Origin of the sequence: Amycolatopsis sp. NPDC024027 (assembly GCF_040638975.1) — a bacterium.
Taxonomy (GTDB): domain Bacteria; phylum Actinomycetota; class Actinomycetes; order Mycobacteriales; family Pseudonocardiaceae; genus Amycolatopsis.
Genome location: NZ_JBEZYY010000002.1, coordinates 246404 through 272589 on the forward strand (window position 1 = coordinate 246404; position 26186 = coordinate 272589).

Annotated in this window: 25 protein-coding genes and 1 pseudogene; 11 read left to right on the forward strand and 15 right to left on the reverse strand. The window is 71.5% G+C overall.

Annotation, left to right across the window (positions count from 1 at the left end):
- The first annotated feature begins 58 nt into the window (after positions 1–58).
- From AB0F52_RS06040 to AB0F52_RS06050, 3 genes are all read left to right on the forward strand, one after another.
- Positions 59–1096: a LacI family DNA-binding transcriptional regulator gene (locus AB0F52_RS06040; protein ID WP_360165039.1), complete on the forward strand. Its 1038-nt coding sequence runs from the start codon at positions 59–61 to the stop codon at positions 1094–1096.
- A 69-nt stretch (positions 1097–1165) separates the two neighbouring features.
- The gene (locus tag AB0F52_RS06045) at positions 1166–2032 is read left to right on the forward strand and encodes a substrate-binding domain-containing protein (protein WP_360165041.1); all 867 of its coding nucleotides are present in this window, start codon (positions 1166–1168) and stop codon (positions 2030–2032) included.
- A 9-nt stretch (positions 2033–2041) separates the two neighbouring features.
- A complete protein-coding gene (locus AB0F52_RS06050; protein ID WP_360165043.1) occupies positions 2042–2554 on the forward strand; it encodes a GNAT family N-acetyltransferase in 513 nt (170 codons plus the stop codon).
- Here the strand turns inward: AB0F52_RS06050 and AB0F52_RS06055 are convergent.
- The gene (locus AB0F52_RS06055) at positions 2519–3547 is read right to left on the reverse strand and encodes a glycoside hydrolase family 76 protein (RefSeq protein WP_360165045.1); all 1029 of its coding nucleotides are present in this window, start codon (positions 3545–3547) and stop codon (positions 2519–2521) included. The two genes, AB0F52_RS06050 and AB0F52_RS06055, sit on opposite strands and share 36 nt — an antisense overlap.
- Before the next feature lie 51 nt (positions 3548–3598).
- Here AB0F52_RS06055 and AB0F52_RS06060 point away from each other — a divergent pair, with 51 nt between their 5' ends.
- Positions 3599–5740, forward strand: a complete 2142-nt coding sequence (locus tag AB0F52_RS06060) for a molybdopterin-dependent oxidoreductase (RefSeq protein ID WP_360165047.1) — start codon at positions 3599–3601, stop codon at positions 5738–5740.
- Between the two features lie 98 nt (positions 5741–5838).
- The gene (locus tag AB0F52_RS06065) at positions 5839–6825 is read left to right on the forward strand and encodes a cellulase family glycosylhydrolase (RefSeq protein WP_360165049.1); all 987 of its coding nucleotides are present in this window, start codon (positions 5839–5841) and stop codon (positions 6823–6825) included.
- Positions 6826–6828: 3 nt separating this feature from the next.
- Here the strand turns inward: AB0F52_RS06065 and AB0F52_RS06070 are convergent.
- The 10 genes and pseudogenes from AB0F52_RS06070 to AB0F52_RS06115 all read right to left on the reverse strand — a co-directional run bounded on the left by AB0F52_RS06070 (position 6829) and on the right by AB0F52_RS06115 (position 14413).
- Positions 6829–7209 (reverse strand): annotated as a pseudogene (locus tag AB0F52_RS06070) (hypothetical protein).
- A complete protein-coding gene (locus AB0F52_RS06075) occupies positions 7149–7544 on the reverse strand; it encodes a DUF2784 domain-containing protein (protein WP_360165051.1) in 396 nt (131 codons plus the stop codon). The pseudogene AB0F52_RS06070 and the gene AB0F52_RS06075 overlap by 61 nt, the downstream one beginning before the upstream one ends.
- Positions 7545–7854: 310 nt before the next feature.
- Positions 7855–8163, reverse strand: a complete 309-nt coding sequence (locus AB0F52_RS06080) for a hypothetical protein (RefSeq protein ID WP_360165053.1) — start codon at positions 8161–8163, stop codon at positions 7855–7857.
- Positions 8160–8531, reverse strand: coding sequence for an Asp23/Gls24 family envelope stress response protein (locus AB0F52_RS06085; RefSeq protein WP_360165055.1), 372 nt, complete (start codon positions 8529–8531; stop codon positions 8160–8162). The genes AB0F52_RS06080 and AB0F52_RS06085 overlap by 4 nt, the downstream gene beginning before the upstream one ends.
- A complete protein-coding gene (locus AB0F52_RS06090) occupies positions 8528–9127 on the reverse strand; it encodes an Asp23/Gls24 family envelope stress response protein (protein WP_360165057.1) in 600 nt (199 codons plus the stop codon). The genes AB0F52_RS06085 and AB0F52_RS06090 overlap by 4 nt, the downstream gene beginning before the upstream one ends.
- Positions 9118–9669, reverse strand: coding sequence for a sigma-70 family RNA polymerase sigma factor (locus AB0F52_RS06095; protein WP_360165059.1), 552 nt, complete (start codon positions 9667–9669; stop codon positions 9118–9120). Before AB0F52_RS06095 ends, AB0F52_RS06090 begins: the two co-directional genes overlap by 10 nt.
- A gap of 104 nt (positions 9670–9773) precedes the next feature.
- Positions 9774–10337 carry an orotate phosphoribosyltransferase gene (pyrE, locus tag AB0F52_RS06100; RefSeq protein WP_013230857.1) on the reverse strand — a complete coding sequence of 188 codons (564 nt, stop codon included), beginning with the start codon at positions 10335–10337 and terminating at the stop codon, positions 9774–9776.
- A gap of 27 nt (positions 10338–10364) precedes the next feature.
- A complete protein-coding gene (locus AB0F52_RS06105) occupies positions 10365–12812 on the reverse strand; it encodes an ABC transporter permease (protein WP_360165061.1) in 2448 nt (815 codons plus the stop codon).
- Positions 12812–13573, reverse strand: coding sequence for an ABC transporter ATP-binding protein (locus AB0F52_RS06110; protein WP_360165063.1), 762 nt, complete (start codon positions 13571–13573; stop codon positions 12812–12814). Before AB0F52_RS06110 ends, AB0F52_RS06105 begins: the two co-directional genes overlap by 1 nt.
- A 75-nt stretch (positions 13574–13648) precedes the next feature.
- The gene (locus AB0F52_RS06115; RefSeq protein ID WP_360165065.1) at positions 13649–14413 is read right to left on the reverse strand and encodes an SDR family oxidoreductase; all 765 of its coding nucleotides are present in this window, start codon (positions 14411–14413) and stop codon (positions 13649–13651) included.
- A 137-nt stretch (positions 14414–14550) separates the two neighbouring features.
- Here AB0F52_RS06115 and AB0F52_RS06120 point away from each other — a divergent pair, with 137 nt between their 5' ends.
- A complete protein-coding gene (locus AB0F52_RS06120; protein ID WP_360165067.1) occupies positions 14551–15504 on the forward strand; it encodes a hypothetical protein in 954 nt (317 codons plus the stop codon).
- On the opposite strand, the gene AB0F52_RS06125 is transcribed toward AB0F52_RS06120, so the two are convergent.
- From AB0F52_RS06125 to AB0F52_RS06140, 4 genes are all read right to left on the reverse strand, one after another.
- Entirely contained in the window at positions 15501–16343 is an 843-nt protein-coding gene (locus AB0F52_RS06125; RefSeq protein WP_360165069.1) for a hypothetical protein, read from the reverse strand. The two genes, AB0F52_RS06120 and AB0F52_RS06125, sit on opposite strands and share 4 nt — an antisense overlap.
- Positions 16344–16505: 162 nt before the next feature.
- Positions 16506–19100, reverse strand: a complete 2595-nt coding sequence (gene clpB, locus AB0F52_RS06130; protein WP_360165071.1) for an ATP-dependent chaperone ClpB — start codon at positions 19098–19100, stop codon at positions 16506–16508.
- 98 nt (positions 19101–19198) lie between these two features.
- Positions 19199–20386 carry an MFS transporter gene (locus AB0F52_RS06135; RefSeq protein WP_360165073.1) on the reverse strand — a complete coding sequence of 396 codons (1188 nt, stop codon included), beginning with the start codon at positions 20384–20386 and terminating at the stop codon, positions 19199–19201.
- Between the two features lie 99 nt (positions 20387–20485).
- Positions 20486–20929: a MarR family winged helix-turn-helix transcriptional regulator gene (locus tag AB0F52_RS06140; RefSeq protein WP_360166572.1), complete on the reverse strand. Its 444-nt coding sequence runs from the start codon at positions 20927–20929 to the stop codon at positions 20486–20488.
- A 305-nt stretch (positions 20930–21234) separates the two neighbouring features.
- Here AB0F52_RS06140 and AB0F52_RS06145 point away from each other — a divergent pair, with 305 nt between their 5' ends.
- The 5 genes from AB0F52_RS06145 to AB0F52_RS06165 all read left to right on the forward strand — a co-directional run bounded on the left by AB0F52_RS06145 (position 21235) and on the right by AB0F52_RS06165 (position 26094).
- Positions 21235–22410, forward strand: coding sequence for a globin domain-containing protein (locus AB0F52_RS06145; protein ID WP_360165075.1), 1176 nt, complete (start codon positions 21235–21237; stop codon positions 22408–22410).
- A gap of 357 nt (positions 22411–22767) precedes the next feature.
- Entirely contained in the window at positions 22768–23871 is a 1104-nt protein-coding gene (locus AB0F52_RS06150) for a globin domain-containing protein (RefSeq protein ID WP_360165077.1), read from the forward strand.
- Between the two features lie 74 nt (positions 23872–23945).
- A complete protein-coding gene (locus AB0F52_RS06155; protein WP_360165079.1) occupies positions 23946–24662 on the forward strand; it encodes a dienelactone hydrolase family protein in 717 nt (238 codons plus the stop codon).
- A 146-nt stretch (positions 24663–24808) separates the two neighbouring features.
- On the forward strand, positions 24809–25564 hold the full coding sequence (locus tag AB0F52_RS06160) for a lytic polysaccharide monooxygenase (protein WP_360165081.1): 756 nt from the start codon (positions 24809–24811) through the stop codon (positions 25562–25564).
- Entirely contained in the window at positions 25561–26094 is a 534-nt protein-coding gene (locus AB0F52_RS06165; protein WP_360165083.1) for a DUF305 domain-containing protein, read from the forward strand. The genes AB0F52_RS06160 and AB0F52_RS06165 overlap by 4 nt, the downstream gene beginning before the upstream one ends.
- Positions 26095–26186 lie beyond the last annotated feature (92 nt).

The following is a 26186-nucleotide window of genomic DNA, read 5'->3' on the forward strand; positions in this document are numbered from 1 at the left end:
AGACAGACTGCTCCCGGCGCGCAAGCGTTTGCGCAAACGCTTGCCGGAAAGGATGGGTATGCCCCAGTCGAAGTCTTCGCGGCCGACCCAGCGGGACATCGCCGAGCTCGCGGGCGTGTCGATCACGACCGTCTCGCACGTGGTGAACGGGACGCGCGCGGTCGCCGAGGACACCAAGGCGGCGGTGCTGCGGGCGATCGAGACGACCGGCTACACCGGCGACGCCATCGCGCGTTCGCTGGTCACGGGCGGCACGCGGTCGATCGGGATGGCGATCTCCCTGGTGGCCAACCCGTACTTCGCGACGCTGATGCAGGCGATCGAGCGGGAGGCTTCGGCGCACGGGTACACCGTCCTGCTGGCCGACACCCATGACGCGGCGGACACGGAACGTGACACCGTGCGGGCACTGCGCTCCCGGCGCGTCGACGGCCTGCTCATCACCCCGGCCCCCGGCGACGGGCCGGTGATCGGCGAGCTGGTGTCCCTGGACGTGCCGACCGTGCTCATCGACCGGCTGGCCACCCGCACCGACGTCGACCAGGTCGGCTCGGAGAACATCCAGGCGACGTCGGCGCTGACCGCGCACCTGGCGACGCTCGGGCACCGGCGGATCGGGATGATCAGCGGCGTGCCCGGGCTGTCGACGAGCGAGGAGCGGGTGCTGGGCTACCGGCTGGGCCTCGGCCGGTCCGGGCTCACCTGGTCGTCCGACCTCGTGGCCTGCGGAAACTCCTCGCGCGAGGGCGGCGCGCTGGCGTTGAGCACGCTGCTGGCGCTGCCCGAGCCGCCGACGGCGCTGGTGGTCGGGAACGACAGCATGATGGTCGGGGTGCTGCACGAGGCCCGGCGGCGCGGGCTGCGGATCGGGCGCGACCTGCCGGTGGTGGTCTACGACGAGGTCGAGTGGGCGGACCTGGTCGACCCGCCGTTGACGACGATGGCGCAGCCGATCGAGGAGATCGGCCGGCAGGCGGTGCGGCTGCTGCTGGCCCGCATCAACGACCCGGCGCGCAAGGCCGAAACCGTCCGGTTGGCACCCACACTGCGTCACCGCGAGTCGTGCGGCTGCCCACCGGTTCACTCACTTCAGTGAATCTGGGTTCCTGATATCCCCGCGCGGCCCTTCAGCGGATACCTTTCCGCTGAGTGTCTGCGAGGGCTTATGACCGCACTTTCGCCGGACCTCCGGTTGTGGGACCCCCCGGTCACCTACCGGATCGGCGTCGCGATGGGGGTGCACGCGCACCCGTACTCCGGCGAGCTCCTGCGCGCCATCAGGGCGGCTGCGGCGCAGGCGGGCTGCGACGTCGTGCTGGCGGAGACCGAGGACACCGCGGGCGAAGAAGCGGCGGTGGTGCGCGCGCTGCGCGCGGACCTGGTGGACGGCGTGCTGCTGGTCCCCTCGGCCGGCGACGAAGCGGTGATCAACGGCCTGGTGCGGATGGGCGTGCCGACCGTCCTGCTGGATCGCGTGGCCGCCCGCAACGACGTCGACCAGGTGGGCACGGAGAACGTGCACGCGGTGGCGTCCCTGGTCCGGCACCTGACCGAGCGGCGGCACCGCAAGATCGGCTTGATCTCGGGCGAGGAGAGCCTCGAGGTCAGCCGCGAGCGCGTCCGCGGCTACCGGCTCGGGCTGGAGCAGGCGGGCCTGCGCTTCAACCGCGAGCTGGTGGAGAGCGGGTTCTCGAACTCGGGCGGCGCCACCCGCGCGACGGCCAAGCTCCTCGACGGCTGGCCGTCCCCGACGGCCTTGGTGGTGGCGGACGAGTCGATGCTGGTGGGCGTCCAGTACGAGGCCCACCGCCGCGGCATCCGCATCGGCTCGGAGCTGGCGGTGGTGGGGTACGGCGACATGGACTGGGCCCGGCACGTGAGCCCGGCGGTGACGACGCTGGTCCAGCCGGTCGCGGACCTGGGCCGCCGGGCGGTCCAGCTGCTGATGTCCCGCATGGCCGACCCGGACCGGCCGCCGGAATCGGTGTGGCTGACCCCGAGGTTCCTGCACGGCGCTTCCTGCGGCTGCTGAACTGGTGGGGTGATCCGCCTCGCGCACACCGCCGACCTGCCCGCAGCCACCCGCACCCTGCTCGATGCTGCCTTCGAAGGCAACTTCTCCGACACCGACTGGGAGAACGCCCTCGGTGGCACGCATGCTCTCGCCTTCGACGGCACCGAACCGGTCGGACACGCCGCACTGGTCCAACGACGGCTCCTGCACGGCGGGCGCGTGCTGCGCGCCGGGTATGTCGAGGGGGTGGCCGTTCGCCCGGACCACCGCCGACGCGGCTACGCGAGCGCGTTGATGGCCGCGCTGGAACGGCTGCTGCCCGGGTACGACCTCGGTGCGCTGAGTGCCTCCGTGGAAGCCGTGGCGCTGTACGCGGGCCGGGGCTGGCAGCGGTGGCGCGGACCGACCTTCGCCCTGACGCCCGACGGGGTCCGCCGCACCGAAGAGGATGACGGCGGGGTGTACGTGCTCCCCGGCGCGGCGCTCCTCGACCTCGACGGCGGGCTAACCGCCGATTGGCGGGCCGGCGACCTCTGGTGACAGCGTCGCCGCCGCTTCCAGGAGCATCCAGCCGCCCACCTGGACCGACAGGTCCCGCTCCGGGGCGTCTTCGGGCAGTGGCCACGGTGCCGGGCGGTCCCAGTACGCGCTGAACAGCAGCCCCTCCGGCGTGGCCGCGGCCCCCGACCAGCAGGCCTCCGCCGACGTCAGCACCAGCGAGCGGGCCACCGAAGCTTCCGGGCCCGGCAGGGCACGAGCCGCCAAGGCCAGGTACCTCGCCAGGATCGCCGCGAACAACCCGCCGTCGCCGCCGCCCTGGCCGCGGATCACCCCGGCCGGTGCGCAATGCTCCGCCACCGCCCGCACCGTCCGGGCCGCATTGTCCATTTCGGACAATTCCAGGCAGGCACCGAGGTAGACCCCTTGGCAGTACGTGTAAATGTGCTTCACCAGCTCGCCGGTGTCCGCCCGGACCCCGTCCCAGACCAGACCGGACGCGGGATCGACCAAAGTGGACGTCAGCCAGGACGTCATCTCGCGGGCCCGCGAAAGATTGCCCGCCCGGGCGTGGAAGATCGCCGCCGGGCCGTTGGCCGGGGCGTTCTTGAAGTCGTCGCCGCGGCGCCACCAGATGCCGCCGCCCGCCGCCGGCGTCCAGCCCGACAGCAACTGTGTGTCGATCGCCGCCACCGCCGGGCCGACGTCGATGCCCAGCGCGGAAACCCGTTGCAGCGCAAGGCCGAGCCACGCGATGTCGTCGTAGTAGTCGTTGGTCCAGCGGCCGAAGTTGCGCAGCCGCACCGAACGCACGAAAGCGCGGATCGAAGCCAGCCGCGCCGGAGAAGGCTCGCGCAACTGGGCGTCGACCAGCGTGTCCAGCAGGTGCGCCTGCCACCAGTAGTTCCAGTGCCAGTGCAGCCGCTGATCGGCGGAAGCCGGCCAGCGGCTGCGGCCCAGGACCGTGCCGGGCAGCGCCCACACCCGGCGCAGGTGCCGCGAAGTCACCGCGTGTTCCGCGGCCGAGACGTCCATGACGCAATCGTGCCTTGCCGATCGACATACCGCTCGGTATGTTCGGTGGTCATGACGACGGCCCACCTCACCTGCCCGCTGTGCGAAGCCACCTGCGGCCTGGAGGTGACGCTCGACGCGAACCAGCGGGTCACGCGGGTCCAGGGGGACGAACAGGATGTCTTCTCGAAGGGATACATCTGCCCCAAGGGCGCGTCGCTCGGCGCGCTGCACCACGACCCCGACCGGCTGACCGCCCCGCTGCTCAAGCGCGACGGCGAGTTCGTCGAGGTCAGCTGGCAGGAGGCCTACGACGAGATCGCCCGCCGGCTCCCGCCGATCATCGAGCAGCACGGCCGGGACGCCGTCGCGGTGTACGCGGGCAACCCCGGCGTGCACAACATCGCGCTGACGCTCTACGGCCGCGTGCTCTACAAAGCCTTGGGCACCAAGAACTTCTACAGCGCCACCTCCGTCGACCAGCTGCCGAAGCACTACTCGTCCGGCACGATGTTCGGCGACCCGCTCGCCATCCCGGTGCCCGACCTCGACCGGACGCGGCACCTGCTCATCCTCGGCGCCAACCCGCTCGTCTCCAACGGCAGCCTGATGACGGCGCCCGACATCCGCGGGCGGCTGCGCGGGATCCGCGACCGCGGCGGCAAGATCGTCGTCGTCGACCCGCGCCGCACGCGCACCGCCCAATTCGCCGACGAACACCACGCCATCCGGCCCGGCACCGACGCGCTGCTGCTGTTCGCGCTGGTCAACGTCCTGTTCGCGGAAGATCTCGTCGCACCGGGACGACTGGCGGAACACCTCAACGGCCTCGACGACGTCCGGGAACTGGCCCAGCCGTTCACGCCGGAGGCCGTCGCCCCGCGCACCGGTATCGACGCGGCCGAGATCCGCCGGATGGCCCGGGAGCTCACCTCCGGGAACGCCGTGGTCTACGGCCGGATCGGCACCACGACCCAGACCTTCGGCACCCTCGCGAGCTGGCTGGTCGACGTCCTCAACGTGCTCACCGGCCACCTCGACTCCCCGGGCGGCGCCATGTTCCCGCTGGCCGCGTGCCAGCCCACCGGGAACCGGCGGCCGTTCGCCGTCGGGCGCTGGCGCAGCCGCGTGCGCGGGCTTCCGGAGGTCGTCGGCGAACTGCCGGTCGCGACGCTCGCCGACGAGATCGAAACCCCGGGCGAGGGCCAGGTCCGCGCGCTGATCACGGTCAGCGGCAACCCCTGCCTCAGCACGCCGAACGCCGGGCGGCTGGCCGCGGCGCTGGACAGCCTCGACTTCATGATCTCCGTCGACGTCTACCTCAACGAGACGTCCCGCCACGCCGACGTCATCCTGCCCGGCCCGTCACCCCTCGAACGCCCGCACTTCGACCTGGCCTTCTACCAGCTGTCCATCCGCAACGTCGCCAACTGGACGCCGGCGACGCTGCCGTCGGCGCTCCCGCAGGAGTGGGAGACGATGCTGCGGCTCACCGGCATCGTCGCCGGTCAGGGCCCGGAGGCCGACGTCGCGGCGCTCGACGACTTCGTCGCCGGGGAGACCGCGCGCCGCAACGGGCTCGACGTCGCCGTCGCCGGAGAGCGCACCGGGCCCGCACGCCTGGTCGACCTGCTGCTGCGCGCCGGCCCTTACGACGTCACGCTGGCCGACCTCGAAGCCGCGCCGCACGGGATGGACTTCGGGCCGCTGCAGCCGCGGATCCCCGAGATCCTGTGCACCGCGTCGGGCCGGATCGAACTCGCGCCCGAGCCGGTCGTCGCCGACGTGCCGCGGTTGCGGGAAGAACTCGCGAAAACCACGGAGACCGGTCTCGTGCTGATCGGGCGGCGGCACCTGAGCTCGAACAACTCGTGGATGCACAACCTGGCCCCGCTGGTCCGCGGCGGCAACCGGTGCACCATCCAGGTCCACCCCGCCGACGCGACGCGCCTGGGCCTCACCGACGGCGGCCTCGCGTCGGTGACGTCCCGCGCCGGAAAACTGCAGGTCCCGGTCGAGGTGACCGACGAGATCCGCCCCGGCGTCGTCAGCATCCCGCACGGCTGGGGCCACGACGTCGACGGCTCACGGACGCGGGTGGCGCGCGCGAACCCCGGCGTCAATTCCAACCTGGTCGCCGACGAGACGCTCTTGGACGTTCCGTCCGGAACGTCGGTGTTGAACGGGATTCCGGTCGAGGTCGCCCCCGCCTGACGCTTGACACCGGTGTGGGCGCTGTCGCATCCTCAGCTCGGATGTTGACGTAAACATCGATCTTAAGCCCCGCGCGCCCCTCGGACATCGGAGTTCGTATGAAGCGCTTTGGTACTCGCATCTGGCTACGCGCCGCGATGGCCGCGGCACTCGCTGTCCCCCTGCTCGCCGTTCCACAGAGCGCCACGGCCGCCACCAACGCGTTCCGCGGCGTCAACTGGGCGGACGCCCGCGACAACTACGTGGACGGCTGGGTGATCCCGACCGGCCTCACCGCCGGGGACAGCTACGACAGCGTCCGCGCCAAGGCGGACGGCATCATCACCGGCTTCCAGCAGAAGCTGGGCGCGAACACCGTGCGGCTGCCGATCAACCCGCAAAGCGTCAATTCGGACTGGTGGGGGCGGTACAAGGGCGCCGCGGACTCGGCCCTGTCCCACGGCATGAAGGTCGTCTTCGGCTACTGGGAAGCGAACAAGGACGGCTTCGTCGACGACACGAGCGCGTGGAACACCATGTGGGACAAGGTCACCGCCGACTACGGCGGCAACGGCAACGTGTACTTCGAGCCGATGAACGAGCCGTTCGGCTACAGCCTGAGCGCCTGGGTGTCGCTCTGCTCGACGTGGCTGTCCCGGCACGCGAACATCCCGCGCGGCCGGGTGCTGATCAGCGGCACCGGCTACAACGACAACGTGACGGGCGTCGGCGCGGCGAGCGCGTTGAACGGCACGCTGCTTTCGCTGCACTTCTACGGCTTCTGGGCTTCGGACACGACCCGTTCGGCGTGGACCACGAACCTCAGCAACCGGCTCGGGTCGTACTCGTCCCGCACCATCATCGACGAGGCCGGTGCCCCGATGACGACGGGCCTGAACTACGCCGCCGGCCACCAGGACGGCAACAACTTCACCGCGTACTTCGCCGCCACCACGGACCTGGCGCGGTCCCGGCAGATGGGCGTCGTCTACTGGCCCGGCCTGCGGTCCGGCGACACGTACTCGATCACGCGGCAGAGCGGCAACGGCCTGGAGACCAACAACGCGACGGGCGTGGCGCAGTTGCGCTGGGGCTGGGGCCTGTAGGCCTCACCAGGCGCGGCCGAGGTCGGCGTCCTGCCGGATCCAGGCGTGCATGACGATCCCGGCCGCTACCCCGGCGTTGATCGAGCGGGTCGTGCCGAACTGGGCGACCGGCACCACCAGCGACGCGGCTTCCTGGGCCGGGCCGACAGCCCTGGCCCGCTCGGCCGCGAAGGCGATCAGGCCGACGTGGAACGGGTGCCGCCGGCTGTCCACATCGGACACGATCGCCTCGCGACGCCACTAGCGGCAGGCGTCGACGACGTTGCGGCGGTCGCCCTCCCGCAGCAGCTTGGGGTCGTACCGCTCGTCCGCGGGCCACTCACCTAGCCGAGGTGGACGGGACGCACGTGGGTTTCTTCGGCGTCGTCGTGGCGGTGGCGCCAGCGGTGGTAGACGCCCACGTAGGAGTACGCGACCACGGCGATCGCGCCGATGCCGACCGCCGGCAGCCAGGACTGCGGGAACACCGTGCCGTACAGGTAGTAGGCGTTGAACCCGCCGGGCAGGTCGCCGAGGCCCTGCTGGTGCCGGAAGTAGTTCTCCAGCGCGGTGAACGGGCACGGCACCGGTGCCACGTTGACCAGGATGCCCCAGGCCAGCCCGAGCAGGTGGATGAAGATCAGCTTCGGCCAGCGCCACGCCACGAATCCGCCGAAACCGATGAGCAGCAGCGCCAAGATGTGCACCGCGACGGTCACGTCGGCCAGGAACTTCGCCATCGCACCCCCTCCACCGATCCCCCTACCAGCGACTTTACTCCGCCGACCACGAGCGTCCGCGCTTGAGAGTGCCCAGCCGGGTGATGTTTAACCCAGCGGAGCAGCCCGTTCACCTGCGCGGTGACGGAGGGGTTACGCCCGGTGGAAATTCCGGCGGCCGCTTCGCCGGGTACTGCGTCGGCTCCTCGTGCGGGTACTGGTCCGGCGCCCCGTCCGGTTTCTTCCGGTTCGGATCGGCTGGACGCTGGGGTTCCGGCGGCTCCTCCATAGCCCGACGGTACGCCCGGACCGTGGCCGCGGCAGCCGGATTTCACCGAAAGCGATCGCCCGGCACCCCGGGGCTCGTGAACGCCGCGCCGTCGAGGTCGGTGACCACCAGGCGCAGCCGCGCGTTCTCCCACTCCGTCCCCGCCAGCACCGGGCGCACGGCTCGCACCGCCCGGTCCAGCAGCGGCGGGATCGGCAGCCGGGTCGCGATCAGCCGGATCCGGACCACCTCCGGGCTCAGGTCCACCGCCATGTCCTCCCGGGCCATCGGCAGCGAGGGGGTCGCCGGGCGCAGGCCGGCCACCTCCGCGAGCGCGCCGACGATCCGCTCGACGGCTTCTTCCGCGGTCACCGGGCTTCCGGCTCGATGTCCATAATGGACACTGTCACCTCGGCGACGACCAGGCCGGTCTGCTCGGCCACGGACCGCGTCACCGCGCGCTGGACCGCCCGGCCCACCGCCGCCGCCTGGTCGGCCGCCGCCGTGACGAGGTCGATCCGGACCGTCACCCGGCCGTCGGTGGTGCGGACCCGGACGCCGTCCGCCGGCGCCGGTTCGAGGCCCTGCCAGCGCTGCCGGGCCGCGCGCGTCCACGCCGTCACCAGGCCGCGCAGGCCCGGTTCGAGGCGCACCACCCCCGGCGTGGTGATCGCCGCCCGCGCCGCCACGCCGGCGATCACCGGATCGGCGATGACGTAATCGGCACTGTCGGCGCTCATTCCCCTGGCTCCCCGGCAGCGTCTTCCTCGACAGCGCCTTCCTCAACAGCGCCTTCCCCAAAAATGTCGTCCACGAGCAGGTCGAGCTTCGCCAGCGTCAGGCCCACGCGGGCCGCGGCCGCCGCGGTCACCCGCTCCCGGACCTTCGCCAGCGCCGCGCCACCGGTGGCGGTCCGCAGGCTCACCGCGAGGGTGAGTTCCACCTCGACCCCGCCGGGGACGGGCCGCAGGCGGCACCGGCGCGCCCGGACGCCGTCGACGGTGTCCGCCGCGTACCGCAGCACCGACGCCACCGCCTGCTCGCTGACCTCGACGAACCCGGGTTCGGGGGTCGGCAGGCGCACCATCGAGCCGCGCCGCACCTCGGCGCGCACCGCCGACATGATCCGCCCGAACAGGTCCGGCGACGGCGCGTCCTCGGTGGCCGCCAGCTCGGAAGTGGCCTCGCGCAAGGCCAGCAGGCTCTCGCGCGCGGCCCGGCAGTACGGGCAGGTCAGCTCGTGCTCGTCGGCCAGCCCGGCGCCGACCGCGTCGAGCCGCTCCCACACCTGCTCGACATCGCGCGCACAGGGCAGCTCGTAGTCCGTCATCGCCATGGCCGCATCACCTCCGCCAACTGGGCCCGGGCGCGCGCGATCCGGCCGCGGACCGCGGTCGCGTTCACGCCGACGACCTCGCCGATCTCTTCGTAGGACCGGCCGTGCACTTCGCGCAGCAGCCAGCACGCTCGCTGCTCGGGAGTCAGCTGGTCGAGCGCCACGGTCAACGCGGCGAGCTGGCCGCTCACCTGGGCGGCCCGCTCCGGCTGGAGGTCGGCCCGCGGCGACTCGGCGGTGTCGAGGTCGACGTCGGCCTGAGGCTTGCGCGCGCGGATCGCGTTGAGACAGCGGTTCGTGGTGGCCCGGTAGAGCCAGCCGACGAACGCGGCGTCCTCGCTGAGCTGGCCGAGCTTGCGCCAGGCGTTGAGGAACACCTCCTGCACGACGTCCTCGGCGTCGCCGCGGTGGGCGAGCATCTTGACGGCGAGCCGGAACATCGGGCCCTGGTAGCGGAGCACGAGCTGCTCGTAGGCCCGGACGTCACCGTCCCGCGCCCGGCCGACGAGAGTCACGTCGTCGAGCGGCGTAGTCGTCGTCACGGCACCTCCTCGGGGGGAGGACACCGGCGGGCGGAAAACGTCACGCACCGATTCTGGGTGACGGTGGCCACCGGGGCGAATCCACGGATCCGCCCCGGTGGCGCTCAGTCCAGGCCGAGGTCGTCCTTGCCGAGGACGTACCGGTACTCCAGGCCTTCCTTCTCGATGGCCTCGCGCGCACCGGTGTCGCGGTCGACGACCGTCACGACGCCGACGACGTTCGCGCCCGCCTCGCGCAGGGCCTCGACCGCCGTCAGCACGCTGCCGCCCGTCGTGGACGTGTCCTCGACCGCCAGTACGCGCTGGCCGCGGACCTCCATGCCCTCGATCCGGCGCTGCATGCCGTGTTCCTTGACCGCCTTGCGGACGACGAACGCGTCCAGCACGACCCCGTCGGACGCCGCCGAGTGCAGCATCGCCAGCGCGACCGGGTCGGCGCCGAGCGTCAGGCCGCCGGCCGCCACGTAGTCCCAGTCCGCGGTGAGCTGGCGCAGGAGCTTGCCGATCAGCGGCGCGGCCGCGTGGTGCAGCGTCGCCCGCCGGAGGTCGATGTAGTAGTCGGCTTCCTTGCCGGACGCCAGGGTCACTTTTCCGTGCACCACGGAAAGATCGGTGACCAGCCTGGCCAGTTCGAGTTTCGCCGCTTGATCCAACCCGGGGTTCGCCACGGCCGTGAGTCTTACACACGGCCGGGTTCACTCACCGATGGATGTGGCGTCGACCGCACGCCCGCGCGTCGCCGCCCAGGCCGGGACCAGGATGGCCACGAGCGAGAGCACCACCGCGATCGCGAGCACCGCCAGGTAGATCGTCACCGGGCCCGACGGCAGCAGCGATCCGGTCACCACCAGGCAGAACGGCACGATCGCGCCCGCCGCGACAAGGGTGCCGAGCAGCACCGCGATGGTCGCGATCAGGCCGCCTTCGACGCCGGCCATGCGCAGCACCTGGCCGCGGGTGAAGCCGCTCAGCCGCTGCACCCCGAACTCGCGACGCCGCCGCGCGGTCGCCGTCACCAGCGTGTTCACCACGGAGATCACCGTGTACGCGAGGATCATCCCGACGAGCAGGTAGTTGACCCAGGCGCCGACCTCGTTGCCCTTGGCGTGCGCCGCGATCAGCGCGCCGCGATCGCCCACGACCACCGGCAGCCCGGCGGTCGCTTCGCGCAGGCGCGAAGTCAGGGTCGCCGGGTCGACGCCGGGAGCGGCGCGGACCAGCAGCTGCGGGGCGAGCCCGAGCGTCGTGTGCGGGGCCAGCAGTTCCGCGGGCAGCACGAGCCGTTCGAACCCGGGGCGCTGGTCGGTGACGGCGGTGACCCGCACGTCCACCGGCGTGCCGTCGCCGAGCCGCAGCGACAGCGTGTCGCCGACGTGGTGGCCGAACGTCGAAGGCACCTCGACGGCGTTCCCGGTCAGCTCGCTGACACCCAGCGCGGGCCGGCCGTCGTCGTGCTGGTCCGAGTCGAACGGCTTCTCGACGAACACCGTGCTAGTGACGTACTCCGAGGCCCCGGCGACGCCCGGCACCGCGCGCACCCGGCCCAGCACCGCGGGGTCGAGGCCGCCCGGCGCGGCGACGACGGCGTCCGCGCGCAGGTCCTCGGTGTAGGCCTGGTTCGAGACGGCTTCCTGGGTGGTCTGCAGGTAGATGTTGGCGGTCGCGATGCCGACCGCGAGCATGATCGGGGTGACCGCACCGGCCGCCCGCACCGCGCCGACGCGGGTGTTGCGCAGCGCGACCCGGCCGTTGACGCCGGTGAGCGCCTCCACCGGCCAGCGCAGCAGCGTGGCCATCAGCTTCGTCACGCCGGGGCTGATCGCCGCGAGCCCGAACGCCCACAGCATCACCGCCGGGCCGGCCGTGCTGGCCGCGACCGGGCCGGTCATCACCGCGACGGTGACGATGCCGAGCGCCGTCCCGCCCGCGAAGCACAGGATCGCGACGATCAGCCGGATCGGCGTCAGCCAGCGCCGCTCCACGGCGGCTTCGGCGAGCGCCTCGGTCGGGCGGATCCGCGACGCACGCCGTCCCGCCACGAAGGAAGCACCCACAACCGCCAGCAGGGACGCACCCGCGGCGACCACGGCCGGGACCCAGCCCTGCTCGAAGCGCAGCACGTCGGGGACGACGTGGTGGCCGGCGAGCTGATCGAACAGCCACTCCCCGAGCACCGGGCCGAGCACCACCGCGACGCCGACCGCGAGCACCCCGACGACGAGCGCCTCGCCGAGCACCATCCGCCGCAGCTGGCGCGGGGTCGTGCCGACCGCGCGCAACAGTGCGAGTTCGCGCTGGCGCTGCTGCGTCGACAGCGTCAGCGTGCCCGCCACGACGAACACCATGACCAGCGCCGAGAGCCCACCCGAGACGGCGGCCAGCACGATCAGGTTCTCGCCGCTCTGGCCCGTCTCGGGGAACTCGAAGGCGCCGCGGCCGACGCCGGTCGCCACGACACCGGCGTCCCCGACGGCCGCGGTCACGGCGGCGACGTCACCACCGAAGACGCCGATGGTGTCGAAGCGGCCCGGGTGCCCGGAGAGCCGTTCGGCGTCCGGAGCAGCGAAGAAGACCGCCGCGTCCTGCATGGCCTGCGGCGCGTGGGCGATCCCGGAGATCCGGTACCGGCCGGCGCTGCCGTGCGCGGCCACCGGCAGCGTGTCCCCGACGGCGAGCCCGAGCCCGGCGTCGACGACGACTTCACCCGGCTTCGGCGCCTGGCCGCTGAGCGCGTACGGCGTCAGCACCGCGGAGTCCCACGCGTGGCCGAGGGCGCTCGCGGCGCCGATCTGCGCCGGGAAGCTGATCTCGCCGACGACGTTCGTGACGCCGGGGACCGCGCGCAGGCGGCCGGCCAGGCCCGCGTCGAGCCGGACGCGCTCGGGCAGGGTCGCGTTCTCGAACTTGTGCTTGTCCTCGGGCTCGAGGGCTGCCGGGTCCTCCTTCGGCAGCTCGAGCGTCTGCTGCCCGCCGACGACGATCGGCGCCGCGGCCAGCCGCTGCACCGGCGTCTCGGACCGGATGCCGGTCTCCATCAGGCCACCGCACGCCGAGACGACCAGCGCGCCGAAGAACACGGCGACGAACGTCGCCAGGAAGCCGCCTTTGCGCAGGCGGAGGGTTCGCAGGGCCAGCTTGAACATCAGGCGCGCACCGCCAGCCGGTCCCAGGCCCCGAGGTGGGTCATCCGCTCGGCGACGGCTTCGGCGGTCGGCCGGGCCAGCCGCCCGGCGATCCGGCCGTCGGCCAGGAACACGACGTCGTCGGCGTAGGACGCGGCGACCGGGTCGTGCGTCACCATGATCACCGTCTGGCCCGAAGACCGGACGGAGTCGCGCAGCAGGCCGAGCACCTCGGACGCCGTCCGGGTGTCGAGCGCGCCGGTCGGCTCGTCGGCGAACAGCACGGCCGGGTCGGTGACCAGGGCCCGCGCGATCGCGACGCGCTGCGCCTGCCCACCGGACAGCTGGCCGGGCAGGTGCTTGCGGCGCCCGTCGAGCCCGACGTGCGTGAGGATCCGGGCCACGAGCCGCTTGTCCGGGCGCTTGCCGGCCAGCTGCAGCGGCAGCACGACGTTCTGCTCGACCGTCAGCGCCGGGAGCAGGTTGAACGCCTGGAAGACGAAGCCGACGCGGTCGCGCCGCAGCTTCGTCAGGTAGGTCTCGTTCTTGCCGTCGAGGTCCTGGCCGTCGAGCACGACCCGGCCGGACGTGGGCCGGTCGAGGCCGGCCGCGCAGTGCAGGAAGGTGCTCTTGCCCGAGCCGGACGGGCCCATCACCGCGGTGAACCCGCCGCGCGGGAACGCGATCGAGACCCCGTCCAGCGCGACCACGCCGTCGCCGTACTCCTTGCGCACAGCCTCCAGCCGGACCGCGTCGGCTGCCTCGTGCCACCCAGTTGTCATGGGCAAAACGCTATTGAGCCCGCCGCCGGACCACCCTGGTGCAGACGCGCGTCTCGAAGGTGGGGACAGCCCTACTCAGGTGCGGCCCTTGCCGCCGAAGCCGCCGCTGATCCGGCGCAGCACCGCGCGCGGCAGCAGGCCGCCGATCGCGACGACGGCCTTGTACTGCAGGCTCGGCACGGAGATCACCTTGCCGCGGCGCAGGTCCGCGAGCGCCTCACCGACCACCTGTTCGACACCCAGCCAGGCGATTTTCGGACCGGATTTGCCGATGCCGGCCCGTTCGTGGAACTCGGTCGCCGTGAAGCCGGGGCACAGCGCCATCATCCGGACGCCCTTCGGCAGCGAAGCGGCGATGCCCTCGGTGAAGGACGTGACCCAGTTCTTGCTGGCCGTGTACGTCGAGCCGCGGCCGCTGAAGAAGCCCGCCACGCTGCTGACCTGGATGATTTCGCCGTGACCGCGCTCGATCATGCCGGGCAGGACGGCCCGGGTGAGCCGCAGGACGGCAGTGACGTTGACGTCGAGCTGGCGCTGCAGCGCGTCCGGCGGGATGGTCCAGAAGTCGCCGTTCAGCCCGAAGCCGGCGTTGTTCACCAGGAGGTCGACCGGATCACCGGCGAGCCGCTCCTCGACCGCCGTCCGACCGTCTGCTTCGGACAGATCGGCGGGCAGCACCTCCACCGCGACGCCGTGCTTTTCCCGCAGCTCAGCGGCGTAGGACTCCAGCCGCGCGGCGTCGCGGGCGACGAGCACCAAGTCGTATTTCTCGGCGGCGAGCGTGCGCGCGAACTGCGCCCCGATGCCCGCCGTGGCGCCGGTTATGAGAGCGGTGTTCATCCGGCGCTTCGCCCCGGGCCGGGGGCTCCGCCACCCGGACCCCCGAAAAAGAAACCTGTGGTGGTCATGTGGGTGAACATACTCGCTGGTCACGGGTGGACATGCGTTCGATTCGGCGGGGAAGTATCGTCCGCCGCATGGGTAAGCACAGCAGGCGCAAAAGCGGCTATCTGCCCAAGGTCGCCGCGGGCGCGGCGCCCGTCGCGCTGCTTTTCGCGGCCCCGGCCACGGCACTCGCCACCCAGACCGACATCACGCTGCCGCTCGACCGGATCTCCCTCCCGGTCGACCACCGCCACGACGGCACGCTCGACCGCGACATCTCGACCGCGACCGAGAACGAGACGTCGTCCGCCCGCGAGGCCGTGACGGCGACCCGCCACGACTTCGTCGCCAAGGAGGTGGCGGGCGCCCTGCTGATCGACAACCTCTCGGAATCGGCGGCCATCCGCCGCGAGGGCTGGCAGAACGCGACGGCCTCTTCGGAGAGCGAGAGCGAATCGCTGGTCCGCACCGGCCAGCACGCCCTGCGGCTCGGCCGGATCTCGGCGACCACGGCGAACAGCCAGCGGCTCGGTCAGGGCGCCTCACGCGACCTGACCATCGCCCCCGGCCTGGCGGGCTCGGCCGAGCGCCGCGTCGGCATCGGCGAGGGCACCAGCCACGGCATCTGGCTCCCGGAGGGCACCGACGTCCTGAGCCAGAACGCCGAGCAACTCGACACGGGCTGGCGCGGCACCTTCGCCGGCAACCTCCACGGCGCACTGTCGGCCAGGAGGTCGTCGGGCCAGGCGGTCGACCTGGGCGGGCTGGGCGCGGTGGGCGCCACGTCCGAGCAGTACGCGACCGGCCAGATCGCGGGCGTCCTGGACGTGGGCCAGAAGCACGAGGCGGGCGGCCAGCTGGGCCCGGCGTGGGGCCTGGCGAAGACGAGCCAGTCGTTCGACGAGGCAGGCCCGGCCGGCTCGATCCGCGGCGACCTCGGCGTGGACCACGTGGTCCACGCCGAAGGCAGCACGACCTCGGTGCGCGGCACGCTCGACCGGTCGGCGTCGCTCAGCGCGCTCGACCAGCCGGTGCTGGGCCTTTAGCTTTCGCTCGGCTTCGGTTCCGCGTCCGCGGGCGGCTGCTGGGCCGGCGTCCCCGCTGCCGGGGTGCCCGGGGCCGGAGTACTCGCGACCGGAGTGCTCGAGGCCGAGGTACCTGAAGCTGAGGTGCTCGCGGCCGGGGCACTCGAGGCCGTCACCTCGGACGGGACCGGCGCGCTCGCCTGGTGGCGGCCCGCGTCGTAATCCTCGTCGAACGGGTCGACGATGTCCGCGATCTCGCCCAGGTCGCGCAGCAGGCGCTCGAGGCGGGACGGGCCCGCCGTCGGGACCACGCTGGCCAGCACCCACTCGTTCTCCAGCCAGGCCACGCCGACGTCGCCGCCCAGCTGGTCCGCCGCGTCGACGAGCTCCTGCGTGATGACCACGCGAGCGCCGTCCGCGTCGTCCGCGAAGGCGTAACGCGCTCCGATCGGGCCGAGCATCTCGGGCATGTCCGCGCGCTGGAACGGGACGCTGGACAGCCACATCTCGATCGGGATGCGGTGCTTCTTGTTGCAGCGCACCGCGACCACCACCGCGGGGATCTGGCCCTCGGTTTCGATGTCGAAGATGAACACCGGGCGGCGGCCGTCGGAGGTGAAGGTCGAGCCCGCCACCACGTTCACGGCCGCGTCCGCGCCGAAGTAGCCGATCGCGCCGTTGGACCACTGCTGCGGCAGCCGCTCGTCCTCCTCGACGAACTGCCAGCCGCGCAACTGTGCCCACCGCATTCGCTCGCGGTTGCGCGAGCCCTCCTTCGCCCGGTCGGCGGCGAGCAGCCCCAGCCCCGCCACCAGGGCGACGGCCGCGATGACGAACCAGATCCACGCCGGAATACCCACGACCGCCAGGGTATCGCCTGTTACGCCGGAGGGATGATCGCCGGTACCCGTGTCGCCGGGCCCATTCGGAGCATTTTCCGCGTCAGCCGGGTCGACAAATCGGCTTGAACCACTGTGGACAGCCGTGAAGGCCACCTCGGGCGAGGTGGCCTTCACGAACCGTCAGACCCGGGTGACGGTCAGCGCCGCACCGGCCTCCAGCTCCGGGCCGTCGACACGCACGGTGTCGCCGTCGCGGATCTCGCCCGACAGCAGCTCCTTCGCCAGCTTGTCGCCGATCGCCGACTGGACCAGCCGCCGCAGCGGGCGGGCGCCGTAGATCGGGTCGAAGCCGTTGAGCGCGAGCCACTCGCGGGCGCCGTCGGTGACCTCCAGGTTCAGCCGCCGCTGGGCCAGCCGCTTGGCGAGCCGGGCGATCTGGATGTCCACAATGGACGTCAGCTGCTCGGTGCCGAGCGAGTGGAACACGACGATGTCGTCGAGCCGGTTCAGGAACTCCGGCTTGAACTGCCGCTGCACCACCTCGAGCACCGCGTCCCGCCGCTGCCGCTCGTCGAGCGACGGGTCGGCGATCGCCTGCGAGCCGAGGTTCGACGTCAGGATCAGGATGGTGTTGCGGAAGTCCACCGTCCGGCCCTGGCCGTCGGTCAGCCGCCCGTCGTCGAGGACCTGCAGCAGCACGTCGAAGACGTCCGGGTGGGCCTTCTCCACCTCGTCGAGCAGCACCACCGAGTACGGCCGGCGCCGGACGGCCTCGGTCAGCTGCCCGCCCTGGTCGTAGCCGACGTACCCCGGCGGGGCACCGACCAGGCGCGCCACCGAGTGCTTCTCGGCGTACTCGCTCATGTCGATGCGCTGCATCGCGCGCTCGTCGTCGAACAGGAACTCGGCCAGCGCCTTGGCCAGCTCGGTCTTGCCGACACCGGTCGGGCCGAGGAACAGGAACGAACCGGTCGGCCGGTCGGGGTCGGCGACGCCGGCCCGGGCGCGGCGCACCGCGTCCGAGACGACCTGCACGGCTTCGGCCTGGCCGATGACGCGCCGGGTCAGCTCCTCTTCCATCCGGAGGAGCTTGCCGGTCTCGCCCTCCAGCAGCCGGCCCGCCGGGATGCCGGTCCACGCGCTGACCACGTCCGCGACGTCGTCCGCGCCGACCTCTTCCTTGAGCATGACGTTCTGCTGGCTGGCCTCGCTCGCCGCGGTGGCCGCTTCGAACTCCTTCTCCAGCGCGGGGATCCGGCCGTAGCGCAGCTCGGCGGCCTTGCCGAGGTCGCCGTCGCGCTCGGCGCGCTCCGACTCGCCGCGCAGCTGCTCGAGCTGCTCCTTGAGCTCGCGGACGCGCTCGATGGAGCCCTTCTCGTTCTGCCAGCGCGCGGTCAGCGCCGTCAGCGTCTCCCGCTTCTCGGCCAGTTCGGCACGCAGGTTGGCGAGCCGCTCCTTCGAAGCGGCGTCGCTCTCCTTGGCGAGCGCCATCTCCTCGATCTCGAGCCGGCGCACGGCGCGCTCGACCTCGTCGATCTCCACCGGCCGCGAGTCGATCTCCATGCGGAGCTTTGACGCGGCCTCGTCGACCAGGTCGATCGCCTTGTCCGGCAAGAAGCGCGCGGTGATGTAGCGGTCGGACAGCGTCGCGGCGGCGACCAGCGCGGCATCCGTGATCCGGACACCGTGGTGCACCTCGTAGCGCTCCTTCAGCCCGCGCAGGATCGCGATGGTGTCCTCCGGCGACGGCTCGCCGACGAGCACCTGCTGGAAGCGCCGCTCCAGGGCGGCGTCCTTCTCGATGTGCTGGCGGTACTCGTCGAGGGTGGTCGCGCCGACCATCCGCAGCTCACCGCGGGCGAGCATCGGCTTGATCATGTTGCCCGCGTCCATCGCGCCCTCGCCGGTCGCCCCGGCGCCGACGATGGTGTGCAGCTCGTCGATGAAGGTGACGACCTCGCCCGCGGAGTCGGTGATCTCCTTGAGCACGGCTTTCAGCCGCTCCTCGAACTCGCCGCGGTACTTCGCGCCGGCCACCATCGACCCGAGGTCGAGGGCGACGACGCGCTTGCCGCGCAGCGACTCGGGCACGTCCCCGGCGACGATGCGCTGGGCCAGCCCTTCGACGATGGCCGTCTTGCCGACGCCCGGCTCGCCGATCAGGACCGGGTTGTTCTTCGTGCGCCGCGAGAGCACCTGCACGACGCGGCGGATCTCGGTGTCGCGGCCGATGACCGGGTCGAGCTCGCCGGCGCGGGCGCGCTGGGTGAGGTCGACGCCGTACTTTTCGAGCGCCTTGAAGGTGCTTTCGGGGTCCGCGCTGGTGATCCGGGCCGAGCCGCGGACCTTGGCGAACGCCTCCTGCAGCGCGTCCGGCGTCGCACCGTGGCGCTTGAGCAGGTCGGCGACCTGGCCGCCCTCGGTCGCGAGCCCGACGAGCAGGTGCTCGGTCGAGACGTACTCGTCGCCCAGCTCGGTGGCGAGCTTCTGGGCGCGCGTCAGCGACTTGACCGCGTGGGTGTCGAACTGCGGGCTCGACACGGTCGCGCCGGTCGCGGACGGCAGCGCCGCGATGAGCGGCTCGAGCTCCTTGTGCACCACCTCCGGGTCGGCCCCGACCGCGGTCAGCAGCGGTGCGGTCAGCCCCTCACCCTGCGCCAGCAGGGCGCCCAGCAGATGGGGGGCCGACACGTGCGGGTTGCCGGCCATGGTGGCCGCCTGCGCCGCGGACGAGATCGCCTGCTGGGTCTTCGTGGTCGGGTTGAAAGCGTCCATCCCTCACCTCATGCTCGGTACTGCGAGAAAGTACTGGTGACAGGCCTGACCGTGACCCGTCATTATCCCTAACGCACGAAAACTTGAGTCTGTTCCGCTCAACTCTGTCCGGGTGCGACCGCGCTCGCCGGCAACCGCGAGCCGAGCGTGCCGAGCCCGGCCACGGCGAGACCGGCACACGCCCCCACCAGCACCCAGGGTAACCAGTCGGCGACCGAGAACAAGGCCACCACGGCGGGCGCGATCACCTGCGCCACGGTGAACGCGTACTGGTACGCGGCGAGATAACGTCCGCGGGCGACCGGAGGTGCCGCGGCCTCGGCGAGCGCCCCCGATCTCGGCCCGAAGACCAGGTCGCCGGCGGCGAACACCAGCGTCGACACCAGCAGGTACACCACCCGCCAGGCCTCGGGCACGAGCAGCACACCCAGGCTGACCAGGCACCACGCGGAGAACAACGCCGAGCCGACGCGCATCGCCGCGATCCGCGTCAGCCGGGCGGTGAGCCGCAGCGCGAGCGTGCCGCCGACGCTGGTCAGCACGGTCAGCAGGGCGAGGATCGCACCCGGCAGCCAGACCGGGCCGTGCAGCCGGTCGAGCACGAACACCGGCGTACCGATCAGGAAGAAGTCCAGCGAGAGCCCGAAGAGCCCGCTGAAGACGATGAGAGCCAGGTACGGCCGGTCGCGCAGCACGCGGACCGACCGTTCGCAGACCGGCCGGTGCGGCCGCGCGAGCCGGACGAAGGAGAGGAGGATCAGCGCGGCCAGGAAGAACGTCAGCGCGTCCACGGCGAGCGCGATGCGGTAGCCGGAGTTCCCGAGCCACGTCAGCATCGCTCCCGCCGCGAGACCGCCCAGGCCGAAGGAGGCGGCTCGCACCATCCCGACCTGGGCGAACGGGCGGTCCTTCGGGCCATCGCCCGCGACGTCGGCGATGAGCACGAACAGGGAACTGTAGAAGAGCTGCTGCCCGGCTGACAGCAGGACGGCCGCGACCACCACCGGGCCCGCACCGTCGGCGATCAGGTATGCCCCGACCCCGGCGGCCTGCAGCAGCTGGGCGCAGATCACCACGGCGCGCGGCCCGACGCGGTCGACGAGCCGGCCGGCGAGCGGCGGCACGACGAGCCCGCCGACGGCACCCAGGGTGACGGCGGTGCCGGCCACGGCCAGCGGCACGCCGACCACCTGCGTCACGTAGACCAGTGCCAACGGGAGGAACAGACCTGAGCCGAAGTTGTCGATCCCCAGCGCGCACAGCAGTGCGACCCGGTCACGCGTCACCCACCGACGTTAACCCTGACGAACGCCGCCAAGTCAGGACCGAACGGACAGTTTCGACAGGGTAAAAAGCCACTTCCGGTACGCCTCTTCCCCGCGGTGTCACTTGTTCGTGTCAGCCAGCCAGGCGTCGCTGCCGAGGGCGCGGCGGAGGTCGGTGTTCATCTCCGCGAGCCGGGCGGTGAGGTCGGTGACGCGCTCGTCGTCCCAGCCGCCGAGCGCCTTCTCCATGAACTCGACGTAGTTGGCGCGCCAGCGCGCGAGCTCGGCCCGGCCCTTCTCGGACACGCTCACCAGGGACGCCCGGCCGTCTTCGGGCGCGGGACGGCGGTCGACCAGCCCGGCCGCGGACAGCTGGGTGATCTGCCTGCTGACGACCGAGAGGTCGACGAACCGGCGTTTCGCCAGCTCGGACGGCCGCGTCTCGCCGTTCTTCGCCAGGTCGGACAGCAGCATCGCGGCCGCCGGGTGCAGCCCGGGCTCGCTCTGCCAGGCTTGCATGACCCAGGCGTGCTGGAGCTGGGAAGCCGTCTTCAGCTCGCGCATGAGCTCGACCCGGACGTCGTCGTCGGTGTTGTCGAAGCCCGCAGACACCACTGACACCTCCCTTAGTTGTGCCATACAAGTATATTGCCGGACGCTTGCTCGGAACAACCATCTCTCCGGTGAGGTCGCCCACGCCTGACCGGGGCGAATACACCCGGTCGGAGCAACAATGCGGGCAAAAGGGCCCCCGGCAGCTACCCTGCGGACGGGCGCCGCGCGCGGCGCGTTCAAGTGACGTTGAGTGACGAGGTGGCAGCAGTGGCGAAGGACCCCGGAGGCGGTCCCCGACCCGTGAACAACCTCTCATGACAGCAGATTCCGTCAGCCCGCTCCCCAGGTCGTCGGCCCCGCGTGAAGCTCCCGCGGCCGTGACCGCGATGGTCCGGCTCATCCGGGACAGCTGGGCCAGGTCCGAGCCGTACATCGCCGACATCTCGCAGTTCTTCTACGGGATGCTGTTCACCCTCGCGCCGACCACGCGCGACTTCTTCCCGATCAACATGGAGATCCAGCGCGGCCGGCTGGTGCGCGCGCTGGTGCACATCGTGCAGATGGTCGACCGGCCCGACGACCTCGCGCCGTTCCTGCGCCAGCTGGGCCGCGACCACCGCAAGTTCGGCGTGGTGCCCCGGCACTACGAAGCGGTCGGCACCGCGCTGCTGGCGTCGCTCAAGAACCACCTCGGCCCGGCGTGGACGCCCGAGGTCGAGCGGGCGTGGGCCGAAGCGTTCACCATCGCCGCGCGGGCCATGCAGGACGCGGCCGCGGCCGACACGAACCCGCCGTCGTGGTCGGCCACCGTGGTCGAGCACCGGCGGCTGACCTGGGACCTCGCCCTGGTGCGGCTGGTGCCCGACCAGCCCGTGCCCTACCACCCCGGCCAGTACGTGAGCGTCGAAGTGCCGCAGCGGCCACGGCTGTGGCGCTACCTCTCGCCGGCGAACGCGCCGCGCGAGGACGGCGGCATCGAGTTCCACGTCCGCGCGATCGACGGCGGCTGGGTCTCCCGCGCCATCGTCAGCCACACCCAGCCCGGCGACGTCTGGCGCCTCGGCCCGCCGCTGGGCCGGATGACGGTCGACCGGGAGTCCTCGCGGGCCGTGCTGATGATCGCCGGCGGCACCGGCGTCGCGCCGCTGCGGTCGATCCTCGACCACCTCGCGCTGTGGGGCGAGAACCCGAAGACCCACCTGTTCTACGGCGGCCCGGCCCGCGAGGACCTCTACGACCTCGAAGAACTGCGCGCGCTCGCCGCGACGAACCCGTGGCTGACCGTCACGCCGGTGGTCGAACGCGGCGGCGACGTCCCCGGGTTCGAGCAGGGGACGCTGGCCGAAGCCGTCACGCGGTACGGCTCCTGGCCCGGCCACCACATCCTGGTGTCCGGCTCACCGGCGATGATCCGCGCGACGGTGTCGCGCATGCTGGTCGCGGGCAGCGCGCTGGACCAGATCCAGTACGACCCGTTCACGATCGACTAGCCACCACCCGCCGCTGGCAATCCGCCGTCCGGTGAGTGATTCGTTACGCATCGGAAATCGGTAACCAGTAACGGGTGAATCCGAAGTCGTGATCATTTATACGCAGCGACAGACGGGGTTTACCGGGCGTACCTGAATTGCTCCGTTCGAGCGGGAACACGCGGAATCACGCGCATCTGCACGGGAATTCGCCTACAGTCGGGAACCCTCGGGGGCGGCACCGCACGGCGACGCCGCATGCACGGCGCGAAAAAGCCTTTGCACGACTGGAGATTACCGTTCCCGATGAGTGCTGAATCCGTGAAGATCTCCACCATGCCCGAGACGCTCCCCGTTTCGGCTGTGGAAGGTCGAGAGATGGCCCGGTTGATTCGTGAGAGTTTCGCGGAGATCGAGCCGAAAGCCGACGAACTGGCGCAGTACTTCTACGGCGCGTTGTTCGTGGTCGCCCCCGATTGCCGTGATCTTTTCCCGGTCACCATGGCGACCCAGCGAAGCCGGTTGCTGCGCGCACTGGTGTACGTGGTGCAGATGGTCGACCGGCCCGACGAGCTGGTCACCTTCCTCGGGCAGCTGGGCCGCGACCACCGGAAGTTCGCCGTCGTCTCCCGCCACTACGACGCCGTGGGCGTCGCGCTGATCGCGGCGCTGAAACGGTTCCTCAAGGAGAAGTGGACCGTCGAGGTCGAATCCGCGTGGACCTCGGCCTACGGGCTCATCGCCAAGACGATGCGGGAGGCCGCCCAGGCGGAGACCGGGCCGGCGGCGTGGTCGGCGACCGTGCTCGAGCACCGGAAGCTCAGCCGCGACGTCGCCCTGGTCAAGGTGCGCACCGAAGGCCTGCTGCCCTACCGCGCGGGCGGATACGTCAGCGTGGAAGTGCCGCAACGGCCGCGGTTCTGGCGGTACCTCTCGCCGGCGAACGCGCCCCGCGGCGACGGTCAGCTCACCTTCCACGTGCGCGCGGTGCCCGGCGGCTGGGTCAGCGGGAGCATCGTCAACCACACCAGACCGGGGGACGTGTGGCGCCTCGGGCCGTCGATGGGTGTCCTGAACGTCCGGCCGACGTCCGCGAAACGGCGGTTGCTGATGATCGGCGGCGGCACCGGGATCACGCCGCTGCTGGCGATCCTCGACGACCTTTCGCGCTGGAAGCGGAACCCGCCCGTGCACCTGTTCTTCGGCGGCCGGCGACCGGAAGACCTGTACGCGCTGGAGGAGCTGCGCCGGCTGGCCGCGACGTCGAAGTGGCTGACGGTCACCCCGGTCACCGAGGAGGGCGCGCTGTCCGGCGGCGACCGCGGCACGCTCGGCCACGCCGTCACCCAACGCGGCACGTGGGGCGACCACGACGTTCTCGTTTCCGGTTCGCCGCCGATGATCCAGGCGACCGTCGCCAAGCTGCTGGCCAGGGGAATCGATCTGGAACGAATATCCTACGACCCCTTCACCCTGGACTGAGGTTTGTCCGGAATGCGCTGAGAAATTCTCAGCGTGCGGCGCGGAAGCGGCGGTCGCTCGCTATCTTCGCCGATATGGAGATGACTATTCCGGTTTCGGACGGGACCATCGGCGGCTACCTGGCGGAGCCCGCGGGCGCGGGACCGCACCCGGGCGTGGTGCTCGTCCACGACGCGTTCGGGCTGAGCCAGGACACGAAGAACATCACCGACCGGTTCGCCCGCGAGGGGTATCTCGCGCTCAGCCCGGACCTGTATTCGCGCGGCGGCATGGTCCGCTGCGTGCGGCGGGTGTTCTCGGACATGTTCGCCAACCGCGGCCGGGCGTTCGACGACATCGAGGCGTCCCGCGCGCTCCTGGCCGCGCGGCCGGGCTGTTCGGGCCGCATCGGCATCGCCGGGTTCTGCATGGGTGGCGGCTTCGCGCTCGTCGCCGCGTCACGCGGGTTCGAAGCGTCCGCGCCGTACTACGGGCAGCTGCCGAAGAACCTGTCGGTGCTCGACGACGCCTGCCCGGTCGTGGCCAGCTTCGGCAAGAAGGACTTCGGGCTGCGCGGCGCCGCGGCGAAGCTCGAGACGGCGCTCACCGAGCGCGGCATCCCGCACGACGTCAAGGAGTACCCGGACGCCAGCCACGGGTTCGCCAACAAGATCGACACCGCGGCCCCGGTGAACCTGCTGCTCAAGGTCGTCGGCTTCACCTACCACCACGAAGCGGCCGAAGACGCGTGGAGCCGAGTGACGTCTTTCTTCGGCGAACACCTGCAGCAGCCCTCCCGACCTTCGCACTGATCCGACCGGAGCAGCGGTTTCGCCGAACGGCGGTAGTTCGTTGACCGTTGTGCCCGAATCGCCTTATGGTCTAGACCACGTCTTCCTTGGACGTGCTCGTTCGTCCTCCCCTCCGGAACAACGCTGTTCCCCCTCGAGGAGCCGAAATGACCTGGAAAAGAAAGCTCTTCGCGGCCGCTGCCGGCGCCCTGCTCGCGCCGGTGCTGGTCGTCGTCCTCCCCGCCACCAGCGCGAGTGCCCACGGTTACGTGTCCGATCCGCCGAGCCGGCAGGCCAACTGCGCGGCCGGGAAGGTCTCCGGCTGCGGCCAGATCGTCTACGAACCGCAGAGCGTCGAAGGCCCGAAGGGGCTGCGCAGCTGCAACGGCGGGTTGTCGCAGTTCGCCGAGCTGACCGACGAGTCGAAGCCGTGGCCGGCCAAGTCGGTGGGCAGCACGGTGACGTTCAACTGGGTGTTCACCGCCCGGCACTCGACGTCGAACTACGAGTATTACGTCGGCGGCACCCGCGTCGCGGTGTTCAACGGCAACAACCAGCAGCCGCCGTCGACGTTGTCGCACACGGTGAACCTGGCCGGCTATTCGGGCCGGATCAAGGTGCTGGCGATCTGGAACATCGCGGACACGGCGAACGCGTTCTACAGCTGCGTCGACCTCCAGGTGGGTGGTGGTGGCACCCCGCCGCCGACGACCACCCCGCCCCCGACCACGACTCCGCCGCCCACCACGACCCCGCCCCCGACGACCAAGCCGCCGACGGGTGGCACGTGGGCGGCGGGCACGGCGTACAAGGCGGGCGACGTCGTGACGTACGGCGGCGCGAGCTACCGCTGCCTCCAGCCGCACACGGCGATCGCGGGCTGGGAGCCGCCGAACACCCCCGCGCTCTGGCAGCGCCAGTGAGAGTGGTCCTGGCCGTCGTCGCGCTGCTGCTGGCCGGATGCGGCAGCGGCGCGACGGCGGCCGCCCCTTCGTACGACGCCGCCGACGTGATGTTCCTGCAGATGCTGATTCCCCAGAACCAGCAGGGGATCGAGATCGTCCGCCTGGCCGCGGCCCGGCCGTTGCCGGCCTCGGTGAAGGAGCTGGCGGCGGCGATCGAGGTGACGCAGCAGACCGAGGTCGACGACATGCGGCGCTGGCTCCACGACTGGAACCAGCCCGAGACGGTGGCCCCTCAAGCTCACGCGGGCCACGGCGGCATGAAGCTGACCTCGCCGGACTTGGTGGGCGCGCTCCGGTCGGCTCCGGACACCGAGTTCACCCGCCGGTTCCTGGACGTCCTGACCGGACAGCAGCAGGGAGCGGTCGAGCTGGCCCGGACGGAGAACGGGGCAGGCGGCGGGATAAACGCCCAGGCACGGGACTTGGCGCGGCGGGTGATCGAGTCCCGGACGGCCGAAGTGCAGCAGTTGCTCAACACCAAGACGTAATGCCGCGGCGCAAACCTGCCTGAGCAGCCCCCGTTTTCCACGCTACCGGCAGGCACCGACAGTTTCCCGCCCCGGAAGACGCGCGGAAGCCG